The organism is Flavihumibacter solisilvae (assembly GCF_000814475.1).
Classification (GTDB): Bacteria; Bacteroidota; Bacteroidia; order Chitinophagales; family Chitinophagaceae; genus Flavihumibacter; species Flavihumibacter solisilvae.
Genome location: NZ_JSVC01000018.1, coordinates 19,976 through 44,704 on the forward strand (window position 1 = coordinate 19,976; position 24,729 = coordinate 44,704).

17 protein-coding genes are annotated in these 24,729 nt (G+C 48.9%); 1 reads left to right on the top strand and 16 read right to left on the bottom strand.

Annotated elements, in window-relative coordinates; genetic code table 11:
• The first annotated feature begins 115 nt into the window (after positions 1-115).
• Positions 116-604, top strand: a complete 489-nt coding sequence (locus OI18_RS15785; protein WP_052273285.1) for a TlpA disulfide reductase family protein — start codon at positions 116-118, stop codon at positions 602-604.
• 9 nt (positions 605-613) lie between these two features.
• On the opposite strand, the gene OI18_RS15790 is transcribed toward OI18_RS15785, so the two are convergent.
• The 16 genes from OI18_RS15790 to OI18_RS15865 form a co-directional block, all read right to left on the bottom strand.
• A complete protein-coding gene (locus tag OI18_RS15790) occupies positions 614-1,216 on the bottom strand; it encodes a thioredoxin family protein (RefSeq protein WP_039141518.1) in 603 nt (200 codons plus the stop codon).
• A 31-nt stretch (positions 1,217-1,247) separates the two neighbouring features.
• Complete coding sequence (locus OI18_RS15795) at positions 1,248-2,234, bottom strand: YihY/virulence factor BrkB family protein (protein WP_039141520.1); 987 nt, start codon at positions 2,232-2,234, stop codon at positions 1,248-1,250.
• Between the two features lie 5 nt (positions 2,235-2,239).
• Positions 2,240-3,280: an endolytic transglycosylase MltG gene (gene mltG, locus OI18_RS15800; protein WP_039141523.1), complete on the bottom strand. Its 1,041-nt coding sequence runs from the start codon at positions 3,278-3,280 to the stop codon at positions 2,240-2,242.
• Between the two features lie 76 nt (positions 3,281-3,356).
• Complete coding sequence (secG, locus tag OI18_RS15805; RefSeq protein ID WP_039141525.1) at positions 3,357-3,731, bottom strand: preprotein translocase subunit SecG; 375 nt, start codon at positions 3,729-3,731, stop codon at positions 3,357-3,359.
• A 3-nt stretch (positions 3,732-3,734) separates the two neighbouring features.
• The gene (locus tag OI18_RS15810; protein ID WP_039141528.1) at positions 3,735-4,622 is read right to left on the bottom strand and encodes a hypothetical protein; all 888 of its coding nucleotides are present in this window, start codon (positions 4,620-4,622) and stop codon (positions 3,735-3,737) included.
• A 29-nt stretch (positions 4,623-4,651) separates the two neighbouring features.
• A complete protein-coding gene (gene lptE, locus OI18_RS15815; protein ID WP_052273286.1) occupies positions 4,652-5,146 on the bottom strand; it encodes an LPS assembly lipoprotein LptE in 495 nt (164 codons plus the stop codon).
• Positions 5,139-6,398, bottom strand: a complete 1,260-nt coding sequence (locus OI18_RS15820; RefSeq protein ID WP_039141531.1) for a sigma-54 interaction domain-containing protein — start codon at positions 6,396-6,398, stop codon at positions 5,139-5,141. Before OI18_RS15820 ends, lptE begins: the two co-directional genes overlap by 8 nt.
• Before the next feature lie 42 nt (positions 6,399-6,440).
• Entirely contained in the window at positions 6,441-7,865 is a 1,425-nt protein-coding gene (gene miaB / locus OI18_RS15825; RefSeq protein ID WP_039141533.1) for a tRNA (N6-isopentenyl adenosine(37)-C2)-methylthiotransferase MiaB, read from the bottom strand.
• A gap of 63 nt (positions 7,866-7,928) precedes the next feature.
• The gene (locus OI18_RS15830) at positions 7,929-9,398 is read right to left on the bottom strand and encodes a TolC family protein (RefSeq protein ID WP_052273287.1); all 1,470 of its coding nucleotides are present in this window, start codon (positions 9,396-9,398) and stop codon (positions 7,929-7,931) included.
• A gap of 12 nt (positions 9,399-9,410) precedes the next feature.
• Entirely contained in the window at positions 9,411-10,082 is a 672-nt protein-coding gene (locus OI18_RS15835; RefSeq protein ID WP_039141535.1) for an ABC transporter ATP-binding protein, read from the bottom strand.
• 162 nt (positions 10,083-10,244) lie between these two features.
• Positions 10,245-12,707 carry an ABC transporter permease gene (locus tag OI18_RS15840; protein ID WP_039141538.1) on the bottom strand — a complete coding sequence of 821 codons (2,463 nt, stop codon included), beginning with the start codon at positions 12,705-12,707 and terminating at the stop codon, positions 10,245-10,247.
• Between the two features lie 18 nt (positions 12,708-12,725).
• Positions 12,726-15,143: an ABC transporter permease gene (locus OI18_RS15845; protein ID WP_039141540.1), complete on the bottom strand. Its 2,418-nt coding sequence runs from the start codon at positions 15,141-15,143 to the stop codon at positions 12,726-12,728.
• 10 nt (positions 15,144-15,153) lie between these two features.
• Positions 15,154-17,523: an ABC transporter permease gene (locus tag OI18_RS15850; RefSeq protein WP_039141543.1), complete on the bottom strand. Its 2,370-nt coding sequence runs from the start codon at positions 17,521-17,523 to the stop codon at positions 15,154-15,156.
• A gap of 12 nt (positions 17,524-17,535) precedes the next feature.
• Positions 17,536-19,896 carry an ABC transporter permease gene (locus tag OI18_RS15855; RefSeq protein ID WP_039141545.1) on the bottom strand — a complete coding sequence of 787 codons (2,361 nt, stop codon included), beginning with the start codon at positions 19,894-19,896 and terminating at the stop codon, positions 17,536-17,538.
• Between the two features lie 12 nt (positions 19,897-19,908).
• Positions 19,909-22,344 carry an ABC transporter permease gene (locus OI18_RS15860; RefSeq protein WP_039141547.1) on the bottom strand — a complete coding sequence of 812 codons (2,436 nt, stop codon included), beginning with the start codon at positions 22,342-22,344 and terminating at the stop codon, positions 19,909-19,911.
• A 9-nt stretch (positions 22,345-22,353) separates the two neighbouring features.
• Positions 22,354-24,711 (bottom strand): ABC transporter permease, encoded by a 2,358-nt coding sequence (locus OI18_RS15865; RefSeq protein WP_039141549.1) that lies wholly within the window; start codon positions 24,709-24,711, stop codon positions 22,354-22,356.
• Between the last annotated feature and the right edge of the window lie 18 nt (positions 24,712-24,729).

A 24,729-nucleotide genomic window follows, 5' to 3' on the forward strand; every position in this document is an offset into this window, starting at 1 on the left:
TATCGATTTAAATAGGTAATGATGAAAATACCATGCCGCGCAAAAATAGTATAAACGGTAATCCGGCATTACTGTTGTGCTGTTAATTGAAACTGAACGATTTAGTTTTGTATTAATGAAAAAAGCAGCACTCATTATATTCATGCTGGTATTGGGTCGGCCATACGTGAGCGGACAGACTGTTAAAAAAGTGTCCATTGACCAGCTGGAAAAATATATTGATGATAGTAAAACCCCGATGGTGATCAATTTCTGGGCTACATTCTGCAAGCCCTGTGTTGAAGAGATGCCTTATTTTGTCGGGAATGCAAACCGTCGCCCTGATGTGGAGCTGGTGTTTGTGAGTCTCGACCTGCCTGATTTTTATCCATCCAAAGTGACTGATTTCATTAAGAAACGTAATTACACGAAGGCCACAAATTTCTGGTTGAATGAAACTAATGCGGATACATTCTGTCCACGCATCGACAGTTCATGGGAAGGCGCCATGCCAGTGACCTTATTTGTAAGTAAAGACAAACAGAGGAAGTTCATTGGTCGCCCGATGACGGAAGGTCAAGTGAGCAGGGAGTTTGACCTGCTGTCAGCTGCAAAAAGTGAATAACTCGTCAGATCATCCTTTCCTTTTAATGCTGCATCCTATTGATCGGCTTTCTTTTACTGCGATATCCTTTCCGCTCAACATTTCATTTATTGCTTCCTTGAGGTGGGCACGTTTGATCTTGCTGATGTCGGCGGGACTATCATCAATCGCACCATGATAAACAAGTTTTCCATCGCCATTGAAGAGGAATACTTCGGGAGTGCGGCTTGCACCAAAGGCATCTGCCAGTTCGTTGTTACTGTCGACCACATAGGGCCACTGGTAACTTTGTGATTTGGCATATTGCTGCATGGACTTATAAGAATCTTCGCTTTCCCTGCCGCCTTCATTCGAATTGAGAAGGGCAACGCCAACACCTTTCTGCAGGGCATAAGCACTGATCTCGTTGGTACGTTGCTGGTTCTTGATCACATATGGACAGGTATTGCAGCTGAACATCACGAGCAACCCATTATTGGTCTTCAGGTCTGCGAGCGAGACGAGCTTACCGGAAACATCCTTCATTTTTACTGATGCCTTAGGCAAAGGTGAGCCTATGGGAAGGGGGTCTGCTGTTCCTTTAAATGCAATGGCAGCACTGGCCATCACAAAAAGGGAAAGTAATTTTTTCATAGCTGTAGTTTTATGAGCAAGCGGATTTACTTTAAAGTTCGGGATTTTTTTTAAGAATCCCGTCATTGGCGGCTTCCTTGCGGTTACGTTCCAACGCCATGATCTTGAGGGAATGGATACTGACATTGAGTTCATAACCGATCAACAATACCAGTGAGCTGAAATAGATGAACAGCATGAGGATCAGGATGGTACCGATTGACCCGTAAACTTTGTTGAAGTTATTGAACTTGTTCACCCACACCGAAAACCCGACCATGGTAAGAATAATAAGTGCCGTTGCGAATATGGTTCCGGGTGAGGAAAGCTGCCAGCGTTCGTGGATCGCGGGCACATATTTATAAATGATGGCTATGCTGTAATATACCAGTGAAAAAATGAACAGCCACCGGAGATTCGTAACCAGCCAACTCACGATTGGTGAATTGATATTTAGTTTATCGAGTACCCAGTGGAGTAACTGGCCCTGTGCCATCAGCAATATAATTGCAAGCAGGATCATAAAGATCAGGACCGTGGTTATGCGAACGGCCATCCACCTGCTTTCAATGAAGTTCCTGCTTGTTGCGTACAGCAATGATTTATTGAAAGTGCGCATGATTCCCATTACCGCATTGGATGCGTAGAACACTGCCAGGAAGAAACCAATTGAAAGGAGTCCTGACCGCGGGGTTTCGAGGAAGTCTTCCAGGAAATCCTTTACAAGCTTAAAGGTGTTATAGTTTGGCGTTATATCGCGGGTCAGCAACAATAATTGAACAGTGATCTGCCTGGAGAAAGGCATATAAGGAATAAGCGTACAGATGAAGATCGTTGCAGCTGGGATGGCCATGAGCAGGTTGAAGCTGATAGCAGCAGCCCTGTCGTTGAGTCCCACCTTGCGTACCTGTTGCATGAAAAAGATCACCACATCATAAAGCGGAAGACCTTCAAACCCGGGAAGGATGATCTTCTTGCTTTTGTTGGTAACCCACTGTACTGGGAAACTGTTCCTTATGATGCGTTCTAGCTTGATCATGACCGTTAGTTCCCGGTTTCTTCAGGCTGGTTTTTTTTCTTCATGAAAGTATCAAGTGCCTGTTGGTATGCCCGCGCAAGCAGGAGGTGTTCCTTATAATTTTCTGCAAATACGTGATAACCTGAAAAATCAGGTTTCGCAACAAAATACAGGTAGCGGGTATCCGGTGCATTCAGGACTGCATCAACCGTTACTGCCTGTGGTGTGCAGATGGGACCGGGCGGTAATCCGGTTACCCGGTAAGTATTGTAAGGCGATTCTACTGCCAGGTGTTTGTTGTAGATCCGTTTGAGGCTGAAGTCGCGCAAGGCGAATTTCACCGTCGGGTCGGCACCCAGGCGCATCCCACTGTTCAGCCTGTTGATGTATACGCTGGCGATTGCCGGCTTCTCGTCATTCTTATTTGTTTCTTCTTCCACGATGGAGGCAAGGGTCACTACCTGTTCCGGGGTCATTTTTTTCTTTGCAGCAAGTTCCATGCGCCCGGTGTTCCAGAAGTTCTTTCTCGACTGCATGATCTTTTCAAGCACTTTCGACGGGGTGGTATTCCAGTAATAGGTGTAGGTATTGGGAATTATGCCTGCCATGATGGTATTGGAATCGAGTCCGTACTTCGACAGGGAGTCGTTGCTGTTAAGATAGCTGATGAAGGCGGCGGAATCGAATTCGAACTTCCTGCCCGCGAGCCCGGCGAAATCTTCTTTCGTACGCAGTTTGGTGATCACCAGGTTCACCGGGTCCTGCGAGCCATTGCGCAGTTTACGGATGATGGAAACAAGGCTGCTTCCGCTCCGGATGCTGTACCTGCCCGCTTTAACCCGTTCCGGATAATCGAGCTGACGGGCGATGAGGTTAAAGATTGCGGGATAATGAACGATGTGGCCGGTGTCAAGTTTTTCTAATACGTCATTATATCTGCTGCCGGTCGGGATTTCGAGATGGTACACTTTATCGCCAAAGGCTGTGGCGGGACCGATAACCAGCCAGGCACCAATACCAGCCAATACGATGAGTGTAAGGAAAAATAGTAATATGAATCTTTTCATGGATCGTAGATTGCTGTGTAAAGTAAACAAAAAACCCTGCCTATTAAGCAGGGTTTCCTTATCGAAAGAAGCTGAATTATTTTTTATTGCTGTCTACCGGCGCAGTTTGCTGGCTGGGAGCAGGGGTCACCGGCTGTGTGCCCTGGGTAGCAGGAGTGTTTGCCGGAGCAGTAACAGCAGGTTTAGTGTTCAGTTGTTCCAGCAGGCCATTGTTCCTGGAAGTAGCCTTAGGAATGAAGATCGCAGAGAACAGGCAGAGCAATGCAACTACAGTAGCAAAGATCCAGGTACCTTTTTCAAGTACGTCAGTAGTTTGTTTCACGCCCATGAACTGATTGCTTAATCCGGCAACATTTCCGGCAAGTCCGCCACCTTTGGGGTTTTGTACCAGGATAATCAAACCCAGGATCACACAGGCCAATAAAACTAAGATCAGGAATAGGACGGTCATCTTTTATCTGTTTTTTAATTGTTCAATTCGAGTCGCAAAATAAGCGGATTTGTCGGGATGGGCCAAACTTAATTTCCGGTACAGGCTGATGGCATTTTCGATACTGCCCTGCTTTACAAGTACTTCGGCCATTGTTTCGGTAAGAACTTCCCGGTGCTCGACTGAGCCCGCGGCCATGGCCACTATTCTTTCGCCGTTCCCGGAATCGAGGAGTTGTTTCTCGATGGTGGACTGCGGCAGCTTTTTCATCGTTTTGATCCAGTCGGTGAAGCTTTTCAGCTGTCGGCCCAGCTTGTCGTTAGCAGGCAGGTTGGCCGACATTTTGATTCCCTGCGACGCGAAATAATCGATCGTGTGGTAGGGCTCAAACAGGGGTTGCTCGTCTGTCTGCGGGTTAATGTCCTTCAGCGTGGGAATCCGGATCGGCGATTCCTTTTGCAGGATGTCGGAGCGGAAGGTTTCTTCCTTCGACTCTTTGGCTGGAGTTTCGGCAGCCTGCGGTTCAAATACTGGTGGAGGCGTGGAAGTCGTTTCCGATGCCAGGGCCTCTTCAGGAACTGCTGAAATTTCGGGTACCGGTGGTTCAACAGTAGGTTCCGCAACAACTGCTATAGGTTCCGCGACAAGAGTTGCAGCCGGTTTCACTTTCGGTGGCGCCTCGGGAGCCCGTAACAGTTCGTTCAGCAGGAAACTATTCGGAAAATAGATGGATGTCTTTTCAAATTGTTTCTGCAGATCGGGATGCCGTTCCTGTACCTGCTTCTTTAACAGCAGCAAATGCAGTGGTCCGCAATACGGGTACCGGGAAACAGCCTTCTCAAGTTCACTTACAGTGATGCCGGAAAGCGAGGGTTGCCGGAAATAAAATTGTATGGTCCGTGTTAATTCCATTTTGTGGTCGCTGGCAATATAATGGGTTATTACCAGTTGGAGAAGATCCGGTTAAAAATTTCGTCGGCCAGGTTGCGGATCATGGTTTCATTCAATTGTTGTTCCGCCTGCTGCAGGCTGAGGTTTGCATTGAAATCGAAGTTGCGGGTAATATCAGCTTCGAAATCTTTCTTTTCGTCAAGCCTGTTCTTGAAGATAATATGCACGGAAACATTTAAGCGGTTACTTGCGGATTGCTGGTTTGCAATGCCGACAGTAGTAAGGGAATAATCCGTGATGGTACCCGAGATTTCGTAATGCGCATCATCGCCCTGGATCTGCGTGAGCTTTGTCTGGCTGACCACTTTCTGGCGGAGTTTGTCCGTGAGCTGCGGGCTCAGGATCGGATTCACGTAGCGCGCTTTATTTTCGAAATAGTTGATCCTTGCTGTTTTAACTTCCGGTGGAATTGAGATATCCTTGAAGGAATAACACCCGCTAAAAAGTGCAATCGTGGTGAATAATATAATGAGTTGCTTAGTCATTGATATCGTATTCTTTTAGTTTCCGGTATAAGGTTCTTTCGCTGATGCCGAGATCAGAAGCGGCATCCTTCCGTTTTCCTTTGTGTTTACGAAGCGCTTTTACGATCAGTTCTTTTTCCTTGTCCATGATGTTCAGCGACTCTTCCACTTCTTCATGTTCATGGATGTCGTCGTGTGGCATCAGTACGGCTGGTTGCTGCGCGCCAACGGGTTGCACAAATGATGCCGGAAGTGCAGCGCCCTGGTGCAGGTCTGCAGTTACAGGATATTCACGCAACAGGTTTTCTTTTGTGTAAGCAGCAGCAGCGGCGGCTTCCCCCGGGTTCTGCAGGATTTCCACGAACATCTTTTTCAACTCTGTGACATCCTTCTTCATATCGAAGAAAAGTTTATACAGGAGCTCGCGTTCGTTGTTGAATTCATGCACATTGGAATGCGTTCCGTTTCCAACAACCATGGGCAACCGGTTTGGCTGGTCAGGCAGGAACCTGCGCAGGTCTATTGAGGATACCTGTTTGTTGGGTGACAGTACGGAGATCTGTTCTGCAATATTCTTCAGTTCGCGCACATTACCCGGCCATGAATAGTTAACCAGCAATTGCCTTGCGTCCTCTTCCAGCTGAACGGGTTGTGTTTTATACTTCTCTGCAAAATCAACGGCAAATTTCCTGAACAGGAGCGTGATGTCTTCTTTCCTGTCGCGCAGTGCCGGTACCCTGATGGGCACGGTACTGAGCCGGTAATAAAGGTCTTCGCGGAACTTGCCATTGTGGGTGGACTCAAGCAGGTCCTTGTTGGTAGCTGCGATCACGCGTACGTCCGTCTTCTGCACCTTGGAGGAGCCGACACGGATGAATTCACCTGTTTCCAGTACACGCAGCAGGCGTGCCTGTGTACCCAATGGCATTTCACCGATCTCGTCGAGGAAAATTGTACCGCCGTTTACCGTTTCAAAATACCCCTTCCTGCTGTCGACTGCACCGGTAAATGCGCCTTTTTCATGTCCGAATAATTCCGAGTCTATCGTGCCTTCGGGAATAGCGCCGCAGTTAACCGCGATGAAGGGGTTATGCTTGCGTGCAGACATTGAATGGATGATCTGCGAAAACGCTTCCTTACCAACCCCGCTTTCACCTACGATCAGCACACTCAGGTCGGTGTTTGCAACCTGTGCAGCAACGTTGAGCGCGTGGTTCAGGGCAGGGGAGTTGCCAATGATTCCAAATCTGTTTTTTATATTCTGTTGGTCCATCTTTCAAATTCAAAATTCAAAATTCAAAATTGAAAAGCAGGGTTACGGTTGACTTACGTTCCGACCGATCAGGGTCGCCTGGGTGAAATCAACTACTTCAACTGTTGCGTAATCTCCTGGCTTGAAGGCGTTACCGGCCTTGGGGAAAACGATCACTTTGTTCTGGCTGCTTCTTCCCATCCAGTCGCTCTCACTTTTCTTGCTCTCGCCTTCGATAAGCACCTGGAAAATTTTGCCCAGGTCCCTTTCATTGCTTTCGCGGCTGAGTTTGCCCTGCAGCGCGACGATCTGCACCAGGCGTTGCTTCTTTACCGCTTCCGGAACATCATCCTGGTAGCGGCGCGCGGCAAGTGTCCCGGGCCTTTCTGAATAGAAGAACATATAGCTCATGTCATAACGGCTGTATTCCATGATGCTCATCGTTTCCTGGTGGTCCTCTTCGGTTTCCGTACAGAAGCCGGTGATGATGTCCGATGAAATTCCGCAGCCCGGAAGGATCTCGCGGATGCGGTCCACTTTCGCCATATACCACTCGCGGGTATAGGTGCGGTTCATGAGCTGCAGGATACGCGAGTTACCGCTTTGCACCGGCAGGTGGATATACTTGCAGATGTTCTCGTACTTCGCCATGGCATGAAGCACGTCATCAGTTATGTCTTTCGGGTGTGAAGTAGAGAAGCGCACCCGCAGGTCGGGTGAGATCAGCGCAACCTTTTCCAGCAGTGAGGCAAAGGTGACTGTTTCATCTTTTTCTTCATTGATATGGTAGTAGCTGTCCACGTTCTGGCCGAGCAGCGTCACTTCCTTATAGCCTTCATTGTAAAGGCCGGCGCATTCGGCTACGATGCTTTCTGCGTCGCGACTTCTTTCCCGGCCGCGGGTGAAGGGAACCACGCAGAAGGAACACATATTATTACAGCCGCGCATGATGCTTACAAATGCAGAGATTCCGTTGCTGTTGAGACGCACCGGCGCGATGTCGGCATAGGTCTCGTCGCGGCTCAGCAAAACGTTCACTGCTTTTTGTCCGCCTTCCGCTTCTTCGATCAGGTTGGGAAGGGTACGGTAAGCGTCGGGACCTACCACCAGGTCAACAAGTTTTTCTTCTTCCAGGAATTTTGCCTTGAGGCGTTCGGCCATACAGCCAAGTACACCCACGAGCATTCCCCGGCGCGCGCGCTTTAACTTTTTGAATTCGGTCAGGCGTTTGCGGACGGTTTGTTCCGCCTTTTCGCGGATGGAGCAGGTATTAATAAAGATCAGGTCGGCCTCTTCCACGTTGCGGGTGGCGCCAAAGCCTTTATCGTTTAATATGGATGCAACTATCTCGCTGTCAGCAAAGTTCATCGCGCAGCCATAGCTTTCAATATAGAAGTGTTTGCGGTACGGATTCTCATCCTTCGCAAAGGGGGCGTACGCTTCCCCCTGCCTTGCCTCGTCATGGATTTTTGGTGATAGATCCAACATCAAAATCAAATTAAGGCAGCAAAAATAAAGAAAAATTGTGCCAAATTGGCAGCAAATTTCTGGCTACCACAGCGGCTTGGACTGGTAATAATCCAGGATGCGGGTGCGGAACACGTATTCGTAGCGGGCAACGATCAGGTTGGTGCTGGCGCGGTCGAGGTTGTTCTTGGCAACGAGGTAGTCGACTGAGTTCAGGACGCCCTCGTTGAACCGCACTTCGGTTGTACGGAAGGATTCCTGGAACGCATTTACCTGTTCGATCAGGGCCTTGTACCGCTTATAGGTTGCCGTCATATTGAACCAGGCCTGTTCGATCGATTGCTGCAGGCGGATGCGCGTCGTCTTCTCCACGATATCGGCATTCTGCAGATCGAGCTTCGACTGGCTCACCTGGAGCCTGGTCGTAAAGCCATTCAGGATGGGAATGCGGATGCCGAAGTTCACGTTGGTGCTGTAGTTGTTTTTGAACTGGTCAACATAAGCGATCTTCTGTTGCGCATAAGATCCCTGGGTCGTATATACAGGCTCTTTCCCGCCATTAAGGAGCACATAGTCGCCGGATGGTACATCGCTTGAGCTAAGCAATTGCTGCGTGCTTGCCGCGCTGGAATAATTGGTATATAGCCCGGCATTGAGGGAGAGCGACGGCCATAACTGTCCTTTCCAGGCTTTCACTCCTTTTTCGGCACTTTGCTTTCTCAGTTCTGCTGCCTTTACCATCGCGAGCTCTTTCAGCGCCACCTGGTAAATGCCGGCTGGCGTGCCTTCGTAGGTAGTGAGGAACTGTTCGGGACTGATCCTTTCGAGCCGCAGGGTTGAATCGTATGGCAGGTTCAGCAGCTGCGACAGGGTCAGCTTCGCGGCTTCGAGCTGGTTACGTGTATTAATGAGACTGATCTCGTCGTTTGCCAGCTGGCCCTTAAGGTCGTAGAGCTGCGAGGGATTGATGGTTCCTTCACTATTGAGGATGGTCAGCCTTTCCACCTGCTTACGGCTTACAGTGGCCTGGTTATCGATCTGCACGGTAAGATCTTCTGCGCTTAACACGGCAAAATAGGCGAGGATCACCTGCAGGGTCAGGTTGTCCCTGTTCTGCTGCACATCCATTTCGCCGGCTTTCGACGCAAGCTGTTGCTGTTTGATGAAATGCCGGGTACTCAATCCCTGGAACAGCAAGAGGCCTGAATTCAGTCCATAGTTGGCGTAATCGATATTCTGATTGAGGTAAGTATTGGTAAAGGGGTCAATACTGCGGCCCTGGTTGCGGCCGTGTTCGATGGAGCCGTTCACATCGGGAAGCTGCATAGCTTTAGCCTCCTTGTAATCGAGTTTGCGCGACTGCGACTGCAGTTCCGCCTGCTTCAGCTCGAGGTTGTTCTTGAAGGCTATTTCAACAGCCTGCTGCAGGGTCAGGTGAATTCCTGTATCAGGCAGTGAAGTTGTCTCTGCCTGTGCGTTCACAGCATTGCTATAGGTCAGCAGCCCGGTCACAATTGCGCTTATACGAACCAGGTAGAAAAATGAAATTTTCATGTTCAGGATGCTTTATCTGGGATGTTCAATTCGGCCGTCGAGCAGGTTGATGATCCTGTTTCCGTAAGCCGCGTTTTTTTCTGAATGGGTTACCTGGATTATGGTGACGCCATCCTCTTCATTAAGTTGTTTAAACAGGTCCATAATTTCTTCGCCCTGCTTCGAGTTCAGGTTACCGGTAGGTTCATCGGCGAGCAGGAGCTTGGGACTGGCGATCAGCGACCGCGCAATGCCCACGAGTTGTTGCTGTCCGCCAGAAAGCTGGTTCGGGAAAAGGTCCTTCTTACCTACAATATTGAACCTGTCGAGCATATCGCCCACCATGGCTTTCCGCTCTGCAGATTTGGTGTCCTGGTACAGCAATGGCGTTTCGATGTTCTCATAAACAGTCAGTTCATCGATGAGATGATATGCCTGGAATACGAACCCGATATGTGCCTTGTACAGCTGCGAACGCTGCTTCTCTTTCATGGTATGAATCGACTGGCCGAGGAAATTGTATTCGCCTTCGTCGGCATCGTCGAGCATGCCTATCACATTGAGCAGGGTTGATTTCCCTGAACCTGATGGCCCCATGATGGAAACGAATTCGCCTTCTTCAATCTGGAGATTGATATCCTTCAGCAGAAAGGTCCGCAGACCCCCGTTTGTCACCCATTTTGAAATATGTTGAAGTGCAATCATGTATGTAAAAAGTCAATTTTGATGATTTACCAACTTGTAATGATACCATACACAATTACATGCCAACATTGTAAGTAACTGATATTCACCTTGTTGCGGTTGTTGCTAAGGTTTTTGTGTTCGGAATTGATACAATCGATGTAACGTTTTGACGCACTGCGTTCATTCAACTTTCAGACTTTCCACCGGATTGGCTGTGGCTGCCTTGATAGTACGAATGCTCAACGTCACTACCGCAATCACCATCATGCCTAAGCCACTGATCGCAAACAGCCACCAACTGAGGTTGGTGCGGTAGGCGAAGTCCTGCAGCCAGTTGTTCATGACGATCCAGGACAAGGGCAGGGCGATGAGGAAGGCGAGGAGAACGAGACTCAGGAAGTCTTTCGACAACAGCATCACGATATGGGATACCGATGCGCCCAGCACTTTGCGTACGCCGATTTCCTTCGTGCGTGAATTGGTGATGAAGATGACAAGCCCGAGCATACCAAGGGCGCTGATCAGCAGGCAAAGTCCCGATGCCCATTGCAACAGGCTTGTGGCATCCTGTTCGGCCTTATACATTTTTGCAAGGCTGTCATCGTAGAAGCTGTAACTGAATTCCTCTTCGGGGTAAATGGATTTGAATTCGCGTTCCACCTTTGCCAGGGTATTACTCCAGTTGGCTGCATTACGTGTACCCGTCGGAAGGGCAAGATGGAATGTATAACTGCGTTTGGTAGCCGAAGAATAAGCCAGTGGCTTTATAGCCTCGTGGGTTGACTTGGTATGGAAATCGGAAATGACGCCGGTGATGGGTACCAGGAAATCGCGTTCGATGAATTTCCCAACTGCATCTGCCGGATTTTTGAAGCCCAGCAGTTTCGCATAGGTTTCATTGATGACATACTCTTTGGTAGTGTCGCTTTGCTGCAGGTTATTGCCTGCGACCAGCTTCATGCCATAAAGGTTGAAATAGGAGGTGTCGGCAAATTTTACCTCCACCATGGTTTCCATTTTTTTGTCACCATTAGCGAACTCCATGGTAGTGGTGGATGTACTTCCGGATGCTGGTGGTTCTGCCGACAGGCTGAGTTTTTCTATACCGGGAAGTGCTTTGAGTTTCTGTTGCAATACCAGCCTGCGGTCATCTTTTTTATCGGAGTAAAAATTGCGGGGGACGGAAAAATAAACGATCGCATCTTTTTTGTAGCCGAGATCCTTGCTGAGTGAATAGCGGACCTGCTTGCTTACAACCAGCGTTGCGATGAGCAGGAACTGCGCAATAACGAACTGGCTCGTGGTAAGTATCTTTCGCAACCAGATCTTTCCTGATCCGCTGGAATGCGCATTGGCGCGCTGGTTCAGCACAGCCATTGGCTGCATTTTCGAGAGAATGTAGGCAGGGTAATACCCCGAGAGCAAACTTACCGCGAGGATCAATGCAAGCAGGAATAGCCATACGTGCCATTGATAAACGGATGCGGTGGTAACAGCAGGCGGAATGAAATCCCCGAACACCATTAAGAGCCAGGGCGTGATGAAAATGGATACGATAGTGGCAAGCAAGGTGAGCACGAAGGTTTCACTCAGGAACTGGATCCTGATATTGGCCTTGCTTCCGCCCAGTGTTTTCCTTATCCCGATTTCTTTTGAACGCGTTGATGCATGTGCCGTTGCAAGGTTGATGAAATTGATGCAGCCGAGCAACAGGAGAAATGAAGCCACTGCCAGTAATCCATATAAAGTCGGCAGGTGGGCCTGGCGCTGTTCGAAAGTATCATAGTCGGTGTTGAAATGGATCTGGTTCAGTGACTGGAGGAAATGCTGGGTATCATCCTTTTTGTCTTTATCCCTTCTCTCACGGTGCCTGTTGCGGAGTTCGGCAAGCTGCTTTTCAATTTTTGCCGGCTGCATACCGGGATCCAGTTTCACAAACATCTGCGTATTGGAACTGATGCTGTTCCAGTCTTTCCAGCTGTAGAAGTCTGCGAGTGCCGACTGCTCCAGGGTGGACAGCGAAATGAATTCACCAAAAGTGAAATGTGTGGTTTCCTTAAAATCTTCCACGATCCCATTCACCATGGTTTTAATCGTATCGTCATAAATGACCTGCCTGCCGATGATGTCTGCAGGCTTTATTCCCGGGAAATATTTTTTCGCTTTGCTTTCCGCAAGCACGACAGAGTGTGGATTTGCCAGCGCAGCGGCGCGCGAACCCGCCAGCCACTTGTATTGAAACGTTTCGAAGTATTGCGGGTCGGCATAAATGATGTCCTTTTCTTTCCTGTATACACCCACATTCTGATTGTCGGCTGCTGGAATGGAAACCTTCATTTCGCCGTTGGTCCTGAAAATGGTAACAGTTGCCAGTCCGGGTATTTCCTGCCTGGCTGCAGCCGCAGTGGGAGCGGGCACCCCCGAATTATGGATCGTCAGGTCGGGAAATTCGATCTTCGATACCACGCGGTAAAGAAGGTCGCGGTCTGGATGGAATTTATCGTAGCTGAAGTCGTGGCTCACGATCAGGTAGATCACCAGCGACGCGCTGATACCGATCGCAAGTCCCACTATATTGATCAGCGAAAGGACTTTATGTTTCCAGAAATTCCTGAGTGCAACGATTAAATAATTCCTGTTCATATTCCGGGTTAAGGATAATTATTCTGTACGTAATGAAGTCACGGGGTTTGCCAGCGCGGCTCTTACCGTCTGGATACTTACGGTGAGCAAAGCTACCACCATCATGATCATGAAGGGGATGAGGAATAATCCCTGCTGCACATTGATCCGAAATGCATAACCCTGCAGCCATTGTGATGCGGCGTACCAGGAGACGGGAGTGGCAACCAGGAATGCAACCACGATCAGCACAGCAAATTCCTTATACAGCAACCTCAGGATCGACGGAACCGATGCGCCGAGCACCTTCCGGATCCCGATCTCTTTTGTTTTCTGGATAGTAGTGAAGGACGCGAGTCCAAACAAACCAAGGCAGGCCACCAGGATCGCCATGCACGTGAAGATGCCGAATACCTGTCCGAACCTGCGGTCAGCATTGTACTGGTCGTTGAAATGTTCATCGAGGAAGAAATATTCGAATGTATTTCCGGGGAAGAAGTTATCCCACGATTTTCGTACGGCGGTGAGCGTTTGGCTGACGTCGGCGGCTTTCACTTTTACGGAATAGTAGCCCCTCATTTCGGGGATCAGGCGAAGGATCAGGGGTTCGAAAGCATCGCGGAGCGACTGCTGGTGGAAATTGCCTACAATGCCATGAACAGTGAGGGTATCGCCCCAGAAGAAAATATCTTTACCGATTATTTCTTCAGGCTTATCGAATCCCATCAGTTTCAGTCCCGCCTCATTGAAGATCACACCTTTCTTGTCGCCGAAGTCGCGGGAGAATTTCCTGCCACCAATGAGTTTCAGTCCCATCAGGTCAATGTATTCATAATCCACTGCAATTACCCGGAACTGCTTCTGGGTGTTTTCAGGCGCGGAGATCAGGCGGATGCCGCCGGCATTCCAGCCAACAGGTTCACCGGGAATTGATGAGGAAACCGCTACTTTACTTATTGCCGGGATCTTCAGCAATTCATTTGTAAATGCATTTGTTTTACCTGCGAATAGTGAATCAGGGCCAGTTACAATTGGCCCGCGCACTACCAGGGTCTGGTCGATATTCATTCCGAGTTCCTGGCCCTGCATATAGGAGATCTGCCTCGAAACGGTGAGGGTTCCGATCAACAGGAAAAGGGATGCGGTGAACTGGAATACCACGAGCGACTTACGCAATAGTGCGCCCCTGCCGGTACTCACCATTGTTCCTTTTAAAACAGTGATGGGGTTGAAGCTGGACAACACAAGCGCGGGGTAGATCCCTGAGAGGAATGTGCCCAGCAGGAACAGCCCGAAGAATGGCAGCATGAAATTCTTCCCGGCCAGTAGTCCCAGCCCGAGGTCCATTCCGGTCATCCGGTTGAATGCCGGCAGTACAGCGAGGATGATCAGCAATGCCACAAACAATGCGATAGCGTTCAGTAATGCCGATTCAAACAGGAACTGGAAAATGAGCTGGCTCCGCTGCGAGCCGATAGCCTTGCGGATGCCTACTTCACGGGCACGGCCAACCGCTTTTGCAGTTGCCAGGTTAATGTAATTCACCCAGGCGATGATCACCACGAAAAATGCGATGCCGAGCAAGAGGTATACCGTTTTGCCGTCACCATTGGCCTTGAATTCGATCATCCGGTTTGAATACAGGTGAATATCGGTTACAGGTTGCAGGTAGAATGAAGCACTGGCATTGAATTGTTTCCAGCTGTCGCCATTCTTTTGGGCTACCAGCGGCGTCAGTTTTTTCTCAAGTGCTTTTACATCGGTTCCGGGTTTAAGGAGAACATAAGTAAAGCAACCGTCCCAATCCCAGGCATTGTCCGGGTTATTATCCGGGCCCACCTGTTTGATGAAAGTGCTGTATGACAGCAGTACATCAGCCGTCATGTGTGAGTTCTCTGGAATATCTTTCATTACACCTGTGATGGTGTAACTGTTGTTCTGGTTGATGCGGATGGTTTTGCCAAGCGCTTTTTCAGTACCGAATAGTTTTTTGGCAGAAGATTCAGAGATCACGGCGGAATTCAGTTCTTTCAGTGCTGTCTGCGGATCGCCCTGTACGAGCGGGTAGGAGAAGAGCCTGAAGAACGATTCGCTCGCAAAGTAGGTACGTTCGAGTTTGATGATCCGTTCACCTTCCTTGATCACAGATGCGCCGCGACCTGTCATGGATACATAGTCTTCGATCTCGGGGAAGGCATCCTTGAAATTCCGGCCGGCTGCGAATGCACCTGCCGCCCACTGCGTGCTGAGTTTACCGTTGTCGTAACGGTCCTGGATCACCCGGTATACCCTGTCCTTTTTGGTATGGAACTGGTCGTAACTCAGTTCATAATATACGTACTGGAGGATGAGCAGGCAGGCGGCGATACCAATGGCGAGACCGAGGATATTGATGATCGCGTACGACCTGTGGCGGGTAAGGTTACGCCAGGTGATCTTGAAATAGTTTTTCAGCATGACTATGGTGTTATTCGGTTTTCAAACTTTTTACGGGGTTGGTTAATGCGGCTTTGATAGCCTGGTAGCTTACTGTTGCAAGCGCAATGAACATGGCTGCAAATCCTGCAAGCAGGAAGATCCAGGCACTGATCTCGGTACGGTAGGCGAATTGCTGCAGCCAGTTGTCGAGTGCAAACCAGGCAAGCGGTGCTGCGACAAAAAATGCGATCAGTACCAGCAGCATGAATTCTTTGGAGATCATCGTGAACAATGAGGTGATGCTTGCCCCCAGCACTTTCCTGATGCCGATCTCCTTGGTACGTTGCAGGGTAGCGAAGATGGCGAGCCCTAACAAGCCAAGGCAGGAGATAAAGATGGCAAGCATGGCGAAACAGTTGGCGAGTTTATCTACTACCTGTTCACTTTTGTATAATTTCTGGTATTCTTCATCTGAGAACTGGTAGGAAAATGGAAATTGCGGGTTAATGGTTCTGCAAACTTCCCCGATTCCTGCGAGGGCTTGTTTTGTTTGTCCCGGTTTTGTCCTGACCAGTGCTGTTCCCCAGCCATTTTTTTCCATGAGGCGGATGATGATCGGGCGTATCGGTTCGTGCAGCGACTGGAAATGGAAATCTTTCAGCACGCCGATTATGGTTCCCTTGTTTTGCCAGAAAGTAATGGGACTGCCGACAGGATTCTTCAGCTTCATGATCTTTAAAGCCGCTTCGTTGATGATGTAGGCTGATGAATCTGTGGCGAAGTCTTTATTGAAATCGCGGCCAGCCTTGAGCTGGAGATTCATTGTCTTCACAAACTCGTAACCAACACCGGCCTGCGTGAACATGGGCATTGAATTCGGGTCTTTCCCTTCCCATTCCACACCGCCGGTACCGTTGCTGATATCTGTAATGGTTCCGGAAATGCGGGTAACACCGGCGATACCCGGTTGTTTCAGGATCTCCTCCTTGAACAGCGGAAATTTTTCCGGCAACACACCTTCAAGGGGAATGTAGATCACATTCTCACGGTCATATCCCAGGTTGCGATGCTGCAGGTAGCCGACCTGTTTTGAAACCACTATGGTTCCGATAATCAGGATCACGGATAGCATGAACTGGAAGATGACCAGGCCTTTCCGGAAGAGAATGGATTTGTTGCTGAATTTCATGGTTCCTTTCAGCACTTTTACCGGTTGGAAAGCAGACAGGACGAAAGCCGGGTAACTGCCGGAGAAGAAGCCTGTGAATACAACAAGCAATACAATGCAAAGCCAGAATGCACTATCGGTTACTGGTATGTGAATCTCTTTGCCGGTGATACTGTTGAAGGCTGGCAGCAGGAGGAACACCAGGATGAAGCCGAGTATAAAGGCAAAAGTGGCGATCACCATTGCTTCGCCGATAAATTGCCCGACCAGTGAAATTCGTCGTGCTCCGATAACCTTCCTGATGCCGATTTCCCGTGAACGTTTCACTGAGCGCGCAGTGGTTAGGTTCATGAAATTGATGCAGGCGATCACGAGGATGAACACGGCAACGAGACTGAACAAGCGGGCATATTCGATCCGGCCGCCACTCATCTTTCCATTCTCAAACCGGCTGTTGAGGTATGTCTCGCTGTAGGGCTGCATCCCCATTTCGATATAGAATTTCTTGCTTTGCTCCTTGTTGTAACCGTCAAGGAATTTTTTGATGCTCGCCTCGAAAGTGCGTGGGTTGGTGCCTTTACGCAGCATTATGACTGTACGCGGACCATTATTCCCCCAGTCCTTTGCCCATTGGTTGTTCTCGAGAAAGGTCTGCCAGTTGATAAGGTAGTCGAATTTTATAGAGCTCAGGTCCGTTATGTTCTCAAAAACGGCAGTGACCTTCAGGTCCTTCCGGTTTTCGAAGCGAAGGGTTTGTCCCATCGCCTTTGCCGGGCTGCCAAAAAAGTCATTCGCCATTTTCCTTGAAATGGCAATGCTGACAGGTGAGTTAAGTGCAGTCGCTGGTGTACCGGCGATGAGGGGATAGCTGAACATTTTGAAAAAATCCTCGCCTGCATGGTTGCCTGACTGTTTAATGATCTTGTCGCCAGCCTGGAATGTGAGTTTGTCCTCCCACGCTAAATTGGTACCGTATTCAACTGCAGGAAGCACTTTTCTCATTTCTTCTCCAAGTTGCCCCGGGGTAAAATAGCCTGCATCGATCTGTCCATCGTGGTACTGGCGTTCATAAACCTGGAAGAGACGGTCGCTGTTTTCATGGAAACCGTCAATGCTCTTCTCGTGCTGTACCCATAACAGTATGAGGATACTGCAGGTCATGCCGAGTGCAAGACCTGCAATATTGATGGCGGAGAAGGATGCATTCCTCCTGATGTTCCTGAGCGCCGTTAGCAAATAATTCCTGAGCATATGTTTGTTTATTTACTCTGACCTGAGACTGTGGACAGGATTTGCAATTGCTGCCTTGATTGCCTGGAAGCTGACTGTGACCAAAGCGATCATAAGCGCAAGCAGTCCGGCGATTGCAAAGAGCCACCATTCCAAAGCAGTACGGTACGGGTAATCATCCAACCATTTGCTCATCGCATACCAGGCGATAGGCGCTGCGATCACGAATGAGACAGCCACCAGTTTTATGAAGTCCTTCGACAGCAGGCTGGTTATTGATCCGACTGATGCACCAAGCACTTTCCTTACCCCAATCTCTTTTACGCGGGTGCTGGTCATGTACGTGGCCAGGCCGAACAGTCCAAGGCAGGAAATGAAAATGGTAAGTGCCGCAAATAATCCGGACAGGGTTGCGATGCGTTTTTCGTCTTCGAATTTGTTGGCATATTCTTCATCAACAAACTTGAAATCGAAAGGGTAGGCAGGGTTATATTTTTTGAAGATCTGTTCCATGTTCTTCAGGTTGGCTGCCATTCCATTGTTCCCGTTGAGTTTCATGTGAATGACATTGAACCAGCCTTTGGCGCCTTCCACCACCATTGGCCTGGTAGGATAGAAGGGTGAGTGCAGGATGAAGTCGCGGAATACACCCACCACGTGCCATTCTTTTCCGTTGTCACGGATCAGCTGGCCGATGGGATCTTTAAAGCCCATTGCTTTCGCGGCAGATTCGTTTAGCAGGATGGCTAATGAGTCGGTAGGGAATTGCTGTAAGTCGAAATCGCGGCCCTTCACCAGTTGTAGTCCGGCTGTTTTAGCCAGGCTTTCGTCAACGCAGAAGCGGTCGAAGTCGGTCTTGTCGCCGGGAGCTTTTCCCGCCCATTCGAAACCCCAGCTGTCGCTCCATCCTTCCGTAAGTGGCGCACTGGTTTTGCTAACTGAAGATGCGATACCGGATGCCAGCAATTCCTGTTTTACCAGCAGGTAATTTTTTTCAAGGTCGCCTGTGAGGAAATGATATCCAAGGTTATCCTTTTCGTATCCTGTCTGCCTGTCCTGCGCATGCTTCAATTGTTTCCGCACCACGATGGTACTCATGATGAGAATAATGGCAAAACTGAACTGGACTACCACCAGTACTTTTCTTGGTGTAACGAGTGCCCGGATCTTCCGGAAAGTGCCTTTCAATACGCTTGTTGGCCGGAATGAGGAAAGGTAGAATGCCGGGTAACTTCCTGCAATAACTCCCGTCAGTATAACGAATGAGAGGAAGGCCAGCCAGAAGGACATGCTGGAATAATCAACAATTAAATGTTTGCGCGTAAGGTTATTGAATGCAGGCAGGCTGAGTTGTACGATCATCAATGACAGCAACCCGGCAATGAGTGCGATCAGAACAGATTCGCCAAGAAACTGTGCGATAAGGTTTCCTTTTTGGGCGCCGACCACTTTCCTGATGCCTACTTCTTTTGCCCTTTTCTCGCTACGGGCGGTACTGAGGTTCATAAAATTGATGCAGGCTATGAGCAGGATAAAGAAAGCGATACTGCAAAAGATCCTGACGAATTCGATCAGTCCGCCTGATTCCACACCGTTCTCAAAACTCGAATACAATCTCCAGCGGCTGATGGGATACAGGAACATTTCGCCTTCCGGTTCAGAAGGGTCGTATTTCTTTCGCATGCCTTTCATCTTTTGTTGCGCGGCATCAAAACTGGCATTTTGTTTCAGCAGTACATAGGTGCGTGTCGAGTTGTTGCCCCAGTTCTCATCGTCATTCCCGATTGTACGCTGGTAAGCCCAGGGGATGAGAAATTCAAATTTGAAACGGCTGTTATCCGGCAGGTCTTTCGCAACACCGGTAACGGTGAAGTTTTCGCTGTTATTTAATTTGACGATCTTACCCATTGGGTTTTCATCACCGAAGAGGTTACGGGCAAGCTTTTCGGTAATCACCATGGAATGCGGGTCCTGCAGTGCTGTGGCGACATTGCCTTTTGATAATGGGAAACTGAATACGTCCAGGAATGTCGAGTCAACCACATTACCATCTATCGCAACGCTTTTCTCACCTACGGTCAGCAGGTAGTTGTCCTGCCAGTTGACACGTGCAGTCTTTTCAACCTCCGGCAGATCCTGCTGCATAGCCTTTGCCAGGATCTTCGGCGTGGTGTTCCAACTCTGCAGTTTGTTGCTGAAAGTTGAGCGGTTCCAGGCTTCATAGATGCGGTCTTTCTTTTCGTGGAACTGGTCGTACTGTACTTCATGGTTGATCCATAGGATGATCAGGATCGCGCTTGCCATGCCGATAGACAGGCCGGTAATATTGATCACGGAAAACCCTTTGCTTTTAAGCAGGTTCCGGAATGCGATTTTGAAATAATTCAGCAACATAAGTTTGGTTTATTATTCAGACCTCAGGCTGTCGACCGGGTTGGTCAGTGCAGCTTTTACTGTTTGGAAACTGATGGTCAGGAGTGCGATGACAACGGCGAGTATGGCAGCCAGCAGGAACACCCACCAGCTGATATTGACGCGGTATGCGAAATTCTCCAGCCAGCGGTGCATGATGAACCAGGATAAAGGAATCGCGAATACTGCTGATACCAGTACAAGGCGAAGGAAATCGCGGGACAACATGCTGACAATATTATTCATGGATGCGCCCAGCACTTTGCGCACTCCGATCTCTTTGGTACGTTGTTCTGCCATAAAGGATGCAAGCCCGAATAAACCGAGACAGGCAATCACGATAGCCAGCACGGAGAAGCTCAGTGCAACCTGGCCGGCCCTTTGTTCGGCACGGTACATATTGTTAAATGACTCATCAAGGAATTTGTAACTGAAAGGGTAGGAAGGAGCCAGTTTGGTCCATTCTTTTTCTACCTGGCTGACCAGTTGTTTCATGTTGGCAGGGTCCACTTTGAATGCGGTTTCCCAGTATGCGTCGCCGAGCCTGAAACATAAAGCACCGATCTGCTGTTTCATGGATTCGAAGTTGAAGTTTTTAACCACCCCAACGATATTATACTCGATACTTTGAGCCGGATCATTGACATCACTGGTATAGATCTTTTTACCGACAGGGTTATCGTAACCGAGGATGGAAGCCGTGGTTTCATTGATGATGACGGCGCTGGAATCTGTCTTGAATTCCTTTGAGAAATTGCGGCCCATAGCCATTTCCATTCCCATTAAGGGGATGTAGTTTTCATCAATGCGCCATACCTGCATATTGAAGCCGTTCTTCGAATCCATTACTGCTTCCTTCGAAAATGTATTGTCGTTCCGCGAGCTGTTGGACACCGGCAGGAATCCGCCTGTAGCAACCGATTTTACGCCGGCGATTCGCATCACTTCATTCCGGAATGCCTGGTTATTATTGCCCAGTGCGCCTGTGCCTTCAATCAGCAGTACCTGTTCCTTATTAAACCCGATCTTTTTGTTCTGGATATAATTGAGCTGGCGGTAAACGATGATCGTACCTACAATTAAGATGATGGAAGTGGCGAACTGGAATATTACGAGCACACTGCGTAAAGTGCTTCGTTTTGCTCCTGCGTTGATCTTGCCCTTCAGCACCATGATCGGTTTGAAGGCAGAGAGATAGAACGACGGGTAAATGCCTGCAAGGAGGCCGATAACTACGGGAAGAATCACCAGTAACAGGAGGAATCCTGTGGTGGTCATAAGGGTCCAGGACATTTCCTTTCCGGAAATGCGGTTAAAATAGGGAAGGGCCAGCAGGGCGATGCCTATTGCCAGCAGCAGTGACAGCAAAGCCACTGTAGTTGATTCGGTCAGGAACTGCCTGATAAGTGTTTTGCGTTCTGTACCCAGCACTTTCCGGATGCCTACTTCTTTGGCGCGGTTGGCCGAACGGGCCGTGCTCAGGTTCATGAAGTTGATACAGGCGATCAGGAGAATAAAGAGGGCGACTGCAGAAAAGATGTATACGTACTGGATATTGCCATTCACACTGATCTCAGCAACCCGGTCGGAACGAAGGTGGATATCCGTAAGCGGCATCAGGTGATACTCCAGTTTATTGCCAGCCTGCCTGAATTCTTCCATGCTGTTCACCTGCATGAATTGTTTCGCCTGGGGCAGCACGTAGCGATCGGTAAATTCAATGAATTTCTTATCGAACTCCTTCGGGTCAGTACCTTCTTTAAGCAACAGGTAGGTCTGGAAATTATGGCTCAGGTAATTGCCGAAATTATAGTCGACATTATCCATTGAGAAAATGAAATCGAAGTGGAAATGTGAATTGGTGGGAATGTCTTTCACTACGGCAGTGATCTTGTAAAGGGTGCCGTTATTGTCATTGGTCTCGATGGTTTTGCCGATCACATCGGTAGTGCCAAAATATTTGAGCGCGGCAGACTTCGTAACCACAACCGTATTCGGTTCGTTAAGGGCGGTGTTTGTATTACCGGAAATTGCAGGCACCGTGAATACCCGGAAGAAAGTGGAGTCAGCATGACCCACATTTCCCTCGTTAATAAAAACGTTGCCTTTTTTGATCAGCTTGGAACCGGAAGAGGTATAGAGCCTGGCAAACTCCTCGACCTGCGGGTAGTCCTTCTTAAGGGTTGCTCCCATCGGGTCGGAGCTTACAGCAAGTTTGAGCTCAGTTGTGCCGAAGATGATATCTGAATTTACCCGGTAGATCCTGGAAGCTTTTTCGTTGTACCTGTCGTAGCTGAGTTCGTCAGTAACATAAAGCGTTATTAATATGAAACAGGCGAGACCGGTGGCGAGGCCCAGGATGTTGATGAGCGAGAAAAACCTGTTTTTCAGGAGGTTTCTCCAGGCGAGTTTGAAATCATTTCGGAGCATATGGTTGGTTTAATCTGACCGTAAAGTCTTCACCGGGTTGCTCAGGGCTGCTTTCGATGCATTCAGGCTTACTGTTACCAGCGCGATTATCAGGGTTAGTCCACCGACAACAATGAATATTACCGGCTGGATAGTGATGCGATAACTGAAATTGGTCAGCCATTCGCTCATTGCCCACCATGATGCGGGAATCGCAACAAGGAATGCAATGCCAACCAGCCATAAGAATTCCTTCGACATGAGAACCAGCAGCTGGCTGACGTTTGCACCCAATACTTTCCGGATGCCGATCTCGCGTGTCCTTCTTTCAATGGAGAAGCTGACGAGCCCGAACAGTCCGAGGCAACAAACAAAAATGGCAAGACCTGAAAAGATCACAGACAGTTTACCGATCAGTTGCTCTGTCGCAAACTTTTCGTTGAATGCTTCATCCACAAACCTGTATTCGAAAGGGTAGTCGGAGCTGTATTGTTTATATACATTGCCGATCGCTGCAACTGCTGACCTTACATCTGCTTTGTCTTTCAGCCGGATATCCATGTATCCCGACCATTTATTTTCGTATGCGATCATCAGTGGTGATGGTGCTTCGTAAGGAGAAGTCATGACCATATTATCGATGATGCCGACGATTCTTTTCTTCCTTGAACCCCAGGTAATTTCTTTGCCTACAGGCTGCTGGAGTCCCATCAGCCTGATCGCTTCCTTGTTGAACATTACGGTGTTCGTATCGCCCTGGCGGAAATCCCTTCCTTCAATAACAGCAGTATTCAGCGTTTGCGCGAGCCCGTTGTCGGCGAAAATGAACCCGATCACCAGGTTCGTATTCACCGGCGCGCCTGCCCAACTTATACCAGACGTAAAACCAAACAGATTTGTTACAGGTCCTGACGTTCTTGTTACAGAAGCTACCATGCCGGTAGCGTTAAGCTCGTTTTTCACCGCTTCGAAATTCTTGTCGAGGTCGCGTGAAGAGTTGACCATGATAAGATTATCGGGATTATAGCCAAGGTCACGGTTCTGGACGTGGTGGATCTGCTTATATATAATAAGCGTGGCAGAGATGAGTACAATGGAAACAATGAATTGTGAAGTAACCAGGATCTTGCGGGGAAGCAGGGCAGACCTGCCAGGCAGGTAAGTTCCTTTCAGCACTTTCACCGGGTTGAAGCCGGATAAATACAATGCAGGATAGCTGCCAGCAAGCACACCGGTTGAGATAATGATCGAACCTACGAGGATCCAGGTCCTGGGTTCATTGAGCGGTACGAGAATGTCAGCATTCAACAGCTTACTGAACCCGGGCAGGAAGGCATATACTGCGAATACTGCCAGTACAAATGCCGCGATTGTCAGCAGCAATGATTCTGTCAGGAACTGCCACAGCAATTGTTTTCTTTCAGAGCCAAGTGTTTTGCGGATGCCAACTTCTTTTGCCCTTTTCTCCGAACGTGCGGTGGAGAGGTTCATGAAGTTCACACAGGCAATTACCAGGATGATCACTGCCACCCAGCTGAAGAGTTTCACATAACGGATACGACCACCGGTATTGAGGCCACCATTGAACTCTTCATACAGGCGCCACTTGCTCATCGGGTGCAGGATAATGCTTCCCCTTGTAGTGGGATTTTCATGACCTGCATTCCTGGCTACGAGCTTGAGGATATTCTTTTCAAGTGCGGCGGTGTTTGCGCCGGGTTGCAGCGCAAGGAAGACCCGGTTGCTGCAATTCACCCAATCGGAACTGGCTTCAAGTACGCGTTCTGATGAAGGATTATAAGGTATGACAGCTTCATACTGCAATGTGGAATTCCGCGGTACGTCTTTAATAACGGCTTTTACAATGGCATCGCGGCCATTGTTCACCCGGATCGGTTGTCCCACCACGTTCACCTGGTTGAACAGGGCGCGTGCAGTGGACTCGGTAAGGATCACAGCATCGGGGTCGGAAAGGGCAGCCTTCGATCCCTGGATAAAATCTGCCGTGAACACATCGAAAAGTTCCGGCGATGAAGTGATCGTACGCCGGTTAAGTTTCTTATCACCAGAAGTGAAGAGGGTCGTTTCGCCGAAATTGACAGCCACTGCGTGCTGCACTTCGGGGAAATCGGCCTTCAGTGCAGCGGCAAGCGGATACATCATATCCGGGCCGGTGGAAATTTCACCATTGAAATTCCGGTTGCAGAATATGTGGTAGATGTCTGCGTAACGACTGTTGTTTTTGTCCCACGACCGTTCATTGTGAACCCACAATAAGATCAGGATCGTGCAGCACATGCCGATCGTGAGACCAGCTATATTGATAAAAGAGAATGCTTTATTCCTGACCAGGTTGCGAAACGCAATCTTGATATAGCTGTAGATCATAACCGTAAGTTGGAGGCA

Coding starts and splice junctions, on each gene's coding strand:
- OI18_RS15810 (WP_039141528.1), bottom strand. CDS start 4,622: ATGGAATTAACACGGACCATACAATTTTATTTCCGGCAACCCTCGCTT.
- OI18_RS15860 (WP_039141547.1), bottom strand. CDS start 22,344: ATGCTCCGAAATGATTTCAAACTCGCCTGGAGAAACCTCCTGAAAAAC.
- OI18_RS15850 (WP_039141543.1), bottom strand. CDS start 17,523: ATGCTCAGGAATTATTTGCTAACGGCGCTCAGGAACATCAGGAGGAAT.
- mltG (WP_039141523.1), bottom strand. CDS start 3,280: ATGAAAAGATTCATATTACTATTTTTCCTTACACTCATCGTATTGGCT.
- OI18_RS15795 (WP_039141520.1), bottom strand. CDS start 2,234: ATGATCAAGCTAGAACGCATCATAAGGAACAGTTTCCCAGTACAGTGG.
- miaB (WP_039141533.1), bottom strand. CDS start 7,865: ATGTTGGATCTATCACCAAAAATCCATGACGAGGCAAGGCAGGGGGAA.
- OI18_RS15820 (WP_039141531.1), bottom strand. CDS start 6,398: ATGGACCAACAGAATATAAAAAACAGATTTGGAATCATTGGCAACTCC.
- OI18_RS15835 (WP_039141535.1), bottom strand. CDS start 10,082: ATGATTGCACTTCAACATATTTCAAAATGGGTGACAAACGGGGGTCTG.
- OI18_RS15845 (WP_039141540.1), bottom strand. CDS start 15,143: ATGCTGAAAAACTATTTCAAGATCACCTGGCGTAACCTTACCCGCCAC.
- OI18_RS15855 (WP_039141545.1), bottom strand. CDS start 19,896: ATGTTGCTGAATTATTTCAAAATCGCATTCCGGAACCTGCTTAAAAGC.
- OI18_RS15840 (WP_039141538.1), bottom strand. CDS start 12,707: ATGAACAGGAATTATTTAATCGTTGCACTCAGGAATTTCTGGAAACAT.
- OI18_RS15865 (WP_039141549.1), bottom strand. CDS start 24,711: ATGATCTACAGCTATATCAAGATTGCGTTTCGCAACCTGGTCAGGAAT.
- OI18_RS15790 (WP_039141518.1), bottom strand. CDS start 1,216: ATGAAAAAATTACTTTCCCTTTTTGTGATGGCCAGTGCTGCCATTGCA.
- OI18_RS15785 (WP_052273285.1), top strand. CDS start 116: ATGAAAAAAGCAGCACTCATTATATTCATGCTGGTATTGGGTCGGCCA.
- secG (WP_039141525.1), bottom strand. CDS start 3,731: ATGACCGTCCTATTCCTGATCTTAGTTTTATTGGCCTGTGTGATCCTG.
- lptE (WP_052273286.1), bottom strand. CDS start 5,146: ATGACTAAGCAACTCATTATATTATTCACCACGATTGCACTTTTTAGC.
- OI18_RS15830 (WP_052273287.1), bottom strand. CDS start 9,398: ATGAAAATTTCATTTTTCTACCTGGTTCGTATAAGCGCAATTGTGACC.